Source organism: Agromyces mediolanus, from assembly GCF_014648575.1.
GTDB lineage: Bacteria > Actinomycetota > Actinomycetes > Actinomycetales > Microbacteriaceae > Agromyces > Agromyces mediolanus.
Window position 1 is genome coordinate 1 of record NZ_BMRJ01000006.1, and the last position, 4,293, is coordinate 4,293.

The 4,293-nt window shown below is 72.4% G+C and carries 4 protein-coding genes and 1 riboswitch; of the genes, 2 read left to right on the forward strand and 2 right to left on the reverse strand.

The features are described from left to right. The coding region (locus tag IEY71_RS16780) for an MIP/aquaporin family protein (RefSeq protein WP_189086533.1) at positions 1 to 429 on the reverse strand (429 nt) is incomplete at its 3' end. 148 nt (positions 430 to 577) lie between these two features. Continuing rightward, positions 578 to 2,323 (reverse strand): glycerol-3-phosphate dehydrogenase/oxidase, encoded by a 1,746-nt coding sequence (locus IEY71_RS16785; RefSeq protein ID WP_189086534.1) that lies wholly within the window; start codon positions 2,321 to 2,323, stop codon positions 578 to 580. A gap of 121 nt (positions 2,324 to 2,444) precedes the next feature. Here IEY71_RS16785 and IEY71_RS16790 point away from each other — a divergent pair, with 121 nt between their 5' ends. Further along, a complete protein-coding gene (locus IEY71_RS16790) occupies positions 2,445 to 3,440 on the forward strand; it encodes a sugar-binding transcriptional regulator (RefSeq protein ID WP_189086535.1) in 996 nt (331 codons plus the stop codon). Between the two features lie 69 nt (positions 3,441 to 3,509). Continuing rightward, positions 3,510 to 3,647: riboswitch (FMN riboswitch) on the forward strand. A gap of 76 nt (positions 3,648 to 3,723) precedes the next feature. Then, a partial coding sequence (gene ribD, locus IEY71_RS18450; RefSeq protein ID WP_229781818.1) for a bifunctional diaminohydroxyphosphoribosylaminopyrimidine deaminase/5-amino-6-(5-phosphoribosylamino)uracil reductase RibD occupies positions 3,724 to 4,293 on the forward strand: 570 nt, incomplete at its 3' end.

Consider the following 4,293-nt stretch of genomic DNA (forward strand, 5'->3'; position numbering starts at 1 on the left):
GATGGCCGGGCCGGTCGAGAAGACGCCGAGCTTGTTCGCGGCCTCGGGCTCCGCGTCGAAGTGCTGCTTGTACGCGAGCCAGGTGACGACGGCGCCGAGGAACGCGCCGAGCATCTGGGCGCCGAGGTAGGTGAGCACCGAGACGAACGACACGGCGACGGTGGTGCCCATCGCGGCGTTGCCGAACTCCTCCGCACCGTTCGCGACGAGGCCGAGCGTCACCGCCGGGTTCAGGTGCGCGCCGGAGGCGTACGAGACGACCACACCCGCGAAGACCGCGAGGCCCCAGCCGATGTTGACCATGAGGAAGCCGCCGTTGAAGCCCTTGTTGCGCACGAGCGCGACGTTGGCGACGACGCCCGTGCCGAGCAGCACGAGCAGGGCGGTACCGACGAGTTCCGAGAGGAACAGGACGCCGAGATTGTCCACGTTGACCTTCTTTCAATGGGTGGGGCGGCACGGGTCGCCGCCCCCGGTGTGACATCGGGCCGAGGGGCCCTGCTGCACGCTATCCGCCGAAGTGCCCGGTACGGGGCGTTTTCGGGTGCACATCCGTGCAGATCTGGGGCCGGCGCCCCTACTGGGCGCCGCTCACCTCGAGCGCCGGCAGTTCCACGCCGTGCCGCTCCGCGAGGAGCGTGCGAGTCGCCTGCACTTCGGCGCTCCGCCGCTCCGCGTTCCAGCCGAGCACCTCGCCCGCGATGGCCGCGAGCTCCTCGAGGAGCGGCAGCGTCGCGGTACCGGTGAAGGCGATGCTGGTGCGGCGCAGCACGAGGTCGTCGAGCCGCGCGACGCGCTCGTGCCGCACGAGCCAGGCGATCTCCTGGCGGCTGTAGCCGGAGTGGTTCGCGAGCACGAGGTCCTCGGCGGGCTCGAGCTCGTCGATGAGCGCTTCGGCGCGCGTGCCGTAGCGCTCGAGCAGCTCCTCCGCCCGCGCGGCGCCGAGCTCGTCGCCGTGCGAGACGAGCCAGACGCGGCGGGCGTCCGGCGTCGTCGGGTAGCCCGCCCCGCCGCCGATCGCGAGCCCCGCGGTGCTGCGGCTGCGCTCGGCGCCGAGGAGTTCGAGCACCTCGTTCGCGAGGTGCTCGGCGAGCGCGCGGAACGTGGTCCACTTGCCGCCGACGAGGCTCAGCACGGTCGTGCCGCGGCGGCCGGGCGCCTCGGCCCGCTCGATGCGGTAGTCGCGCGAGACGAAGCCCGGCTGGGTGTCGTCGTGGCGGGGCAGGGGGCGCACGCCCGAGAAGCGGTAGACGATCTGCGAGCGGTCGACCGCGATGTCCGGGAAAACGTGCGCGACGAGTTCGAAGAAGTAGTCGATCTCGGCCTCGGTGCACACGGCGGGCTCCCGCATGTCGTGCTCGAGGTCGGTGGTGCCGACCATCACCCGGCCCTTGAGCGGGTAGATCAGCACGATGCGGCCGTCCTCGTGCTCGAAGAAGATCTCGCGCCCGCCGGTGGCCTCGAGGAGCTCGGGGTGGTCGAGCACGATGTGCGAGCCCTTGGTGCCGCCCATGAAGCGGGTCTCCTGGCCGAGCGCCTCGTTCGTGAGATCGGTCCAGGGCCCCGAGGTGTTCACGACGACGTCGGCGGCGAGCTCGAACTCGGCCCCGCTCAGCCGGTCGCGCACGCGCACGCCGCCGGCGCCGAGGCCGACGGCCTCCAGGTGGTTCGCGGCGCGGGCGTGCGAGCCGGTGGCGAGTCCGTCGTGCAGCACGTCGAGGGCGAGCCGCTCGGGGTCGTGCATGCTCGCGTCGTAGTAGGTGGCGGTGTACTTCACGCCGGGGTTCAGCTTCGGCAGCTCGGCGAGGGTGCGCGTGCGGCCGAGGAAGCGGTGGCGCGGCACGCTGCCGCCGTCGCGGGAGAAGGAGTCGTAGATCGTGAGGCCGGTCTTGATGAGCAGCGCCCCGCGCTCGGTCGGCTTGCCGGAGCGGTGCGTGAGGAAGCGCAGCGGCGCGGAGAGGATGCCGGAGAAGGTCGAGAAGATCGGCACGGTGGTCTGCAGCGGCTTGACGTAGTGCGGCGCCAGGCGGATGAGCGCGTTGCGCTCGGTCACCGACTCCTGCACGAGCCGGAACTCGCCGTTCTCGAGGTAGCGGATGCCGCCGTGGATCATGTGCGAGGACGCGGAGGAGGCGCCCGAGACGAAGTCGTCGCGCTCGACGAGCACGACGTCCACGCCTTGCAGGGCGAGATCGCGGAAGGTCGCGATGCCGTTGATGCCGCCGCCGATCACGACGACCTGCGCCGTCGGCCGGGCGCGCAGCTCGGCGATCTCGGGCCGCTCCGCGGCGGTCGGATGCGTCGACGTCGACGTGTGGCTCATCCCGGTCCTTTCGACGGTGCCGACGGGCTTGCCAGAAGCGTCCCGTCTGTGGATGAATACATCGTGAACGTGCGCGAACCTTCTTTCAACTCGCGTGCACAAACGTGCAAGGAGACCGGCGATGACCTGGACCCCGCAGGACGACCCCGACCGCAGCCCCGAGGTGCCGGCGGGTAAGACCCGCGACGCGCTGCGCGCGGCCCACCTGTACTACATGCAGGACCTCACGATGGACGCCATCGCGGCGGAGCTGCACACCTCCCGATCCTCGGTCTCGCGCCTGTTGAGCCACGCCAGGGCGAGCGGGCTCGTCGAGATCTCCATCCACTCCCCGCTCGATCTGCCGAGCCGGCTCGAGCAGGAGATCCTCGCCCGCCACGAGATCGCCGCGCACGTCGTGCCCGTTCCGGACCAGGCGAGCGACGTCGACCGACTCGACCGGGTCGCCCTCTCGGCTGCACGGATTCTCGGCCGCTTCATCGACTCGAATCAGCTCGTCGGGGTCGCCTGGGGCTCGACCATGAGCGCTGTGAGCCGGCACCTCGTGCCCAAGTCGACGCACAACAGCGAGATCGTGCAGCTGAACGGCGCGGGCAACCTCCGCACCACCGGCATCCTCTACGCGAGCGAACTGCTGCGCCGCTTCGGCGACGCCTTCGGCGCGAAGGTGCAGCAGTTCCCGGTGCCCGCCTTCTTCGACGACCCCGCCACGAAGGAGGCGTTCTGGCGCGAGCGCAGCACGAAGCGGCTGCTCGAGCTGCAGGGCCGGCTCGACGTCGCCCTGTTCGGCGTCGGCTCGCCATTCGCCGAGGTCGCGAGCCGCGTCTACCAGGGCGGCTACCTCGAGCGCGAGGACTACGCCGCGCTCAGTGCGGACGGCGTCGTCGGCGACGTCGCCACCGTCTTCTACCGGGCGGATGGCTCGAGCGAGGGCATCCCGCTGAACGAGCGGGCCACGGGCCCCGACTTCGGCGTGCTGCGCCGCGCCCCGCGCCGCATCTGCGTCGTGTCCGGTCGCGCGAAGCTGCCGAGCCTGCGCGGGGCGATCGCCGCCGGGCTCATCACCGACCTCATCACCGACGAGGGCACGGCCCGCGCGCTCGTCGAGCACGCGTAGCTGCGCGTGTCGCCGCGTGACCGCGGGAATAGTCCGGCGACCGGCGCGTTGACCTAGAATCGAACACGACAACGTGCTCCGGGGTCGGTGCAATTCCGAACCGGCGGTGACAGTCCGCGAGCCGCGAGCGCCCTTCGGGGAGCGAGCGGTTGAACCGGTGGAACTCCGGTACCGACGGTGAGAGTCCGGATGGGAGGCGGCACGTGTCGGCCGAGGCGCCTTCGCGCATGCGGCCGAGATGCGGCGCGCCGCGCACCCCGGAGCCTCGATCACGAGGACGGACATGACGGCAGGCCACGACGCGGAGCTCCGCGCGATGCGACGGGCGATCGAGCTCGCCCACCGCGGCCCCTCGACGGGCGCGAACCCGCAGGTCGGCTGTGTGCTGCTCTCCCCCGCGGGCGAGACGCTCGCCGAGGGCTGGCACCGCGGCGCCGGCACCGCGCACGCCGAGGTGGACGCCCTCGCGAAGCTGCCCGCGGCCGCCGCGCGCGGCGCGACCGCCGTCGTCACGCTCGAGCCCTGCAATCACACCGGCCGCACCGGCCCCTGCGCCGAGGCCCTCATCGAGGCGGGCGTCGCCCGCGTCGTCTACGCCGTCGCCGACCCGGGCCGCGCCTCGAGCGGCGGCGCCGAACGGCTGCGTGCCGCCGGCGTCGAGGTCGAGCGAGGGCTCCTCGCCGACGAGGTGGAGGCCGCGATCGGCGATTGGCTGTTCGCCGCGCGCGCCCGCCGCCCGCGGGTGACCGTGAAGTGGGCGTCGAGCCTCGACGGCCGCGCCGCCGCCGCCGACGGCACGAGCCAGTGGATCACGGGTCCGGCCGCCCGCGCCGATGTGCACCGGCGGCGTGCC